We start from the raw sequence: 889 nt of genomic DNA, 5'->3' as shown, positions 1-889 counted from the left end.
TCGGCGCGGGCCGTTGCCGCCGCCGCCGCTTCCCGCAGCGGGGCCAGGTCGGCCGCGGCAGGGGCCGGGCGCGACTCCAGGGCGTTCACCCGCTGCACAACGCCTTCCAGCGCGGCGATTCGGGTGGTCAGCCCCTCGGTGCGCGCCAGCCCGGCGCGCAGCTCCGCCAGCTGCTGGGCGGTCTGCGGGTCAGGCCCCGCCGCCTGGGGCGGCGGCAGCGGACGGCCGAGCAGCCAGACCACGGCGCCGACCAGCACGATTGCAGCCACCACGATGGGCAGCACCGTGGGATCGAACCGGCGCAGGCGGTCAAGAAAGGTCGGGGGCGGGGTGGGCGGGCTCATGGCTCTCCTGACTTGGTCGGACCACCGGCCCCGGCGGGTTCACCCCGCCTGCCGAGCAGCCTCAGCAGCGCGTCCTCCTCGGGCCGCGCAGCCACGCGAACCGCACGCCAGGACCACGGGGCGGCCGCACCGGCGGCGGCTTCCGCCACCCTCCGGCTGATCGCCAGCGCGTCCATGCGCCGCACGGTTGCCGCGAGACCCGCAGCCCGAAGCAGATGCATCGCACACACCGCCGAGCGTGGCGAGTGGAACAGCACGGCACCGACCCGGCCCGCCGCCAGCGCCGCCTGGGCGGTTTCCGGCAGGCTGCCGGCCGGTGCCGCCGCATAGGCGATCCGGCGGATGACGCGGAATCCACGCGCCCGCAGATCGGCGGCAAGGTCCAGGGCGTAGCCCTCGCCCACCGCCAGCAGCAGCGGCCCGGCGGCCGGATCCAGCCGCGCGCTCGCCATCCGCGCCAGGTCCTGCGCAGTGCCGGCCGCCCCTTCCGCGCGGTCCCAGCCATGCCGGCGCGCCTCCGCCGCCGTCGCCTCGCCGACCGCGAG

2 protein-coding genes are annotated in these 889 nt (G+C 77.4%); both read right to left on the bottom strand.

Features of this window, described 5'->3' with window-relative positions:
• Window positions 1–344, bottom strand: a 344-nt coding sequence (locus OZN99_RS32565) for a hypothetical protein (RefSeq protein WP_270939317.1), incomplete at its 3' end; no start/stop codon positions are given.
• The coding region (locus tag OZN99_RS32560; protein WP_270939316.1) for a uroporphyrinogen-III synthase at window positions 341–889 on the bottom strand (549 nt) is incomplete at its 5' end. The genes OZN99_RS32565 and OZN99_RS32560, both read right to left, overlap by 4 nt.

The organism is Falsiroseomonas oryzae (genome assembly GCF_027856955.1).
Taxonomy (GTDB): Bacteria; Pseudomonadota; Alphaproteobacteria; order Acetobacterales; family Acetobacteraceae; genus Falsiroseomonas; species Falsiroseomonas oryzae.
The sequence above is the reverse complement of the archived record's forward strand: the minus strand, read 5'-3'. Positions and strand labels throughout refer to the sequence as shown.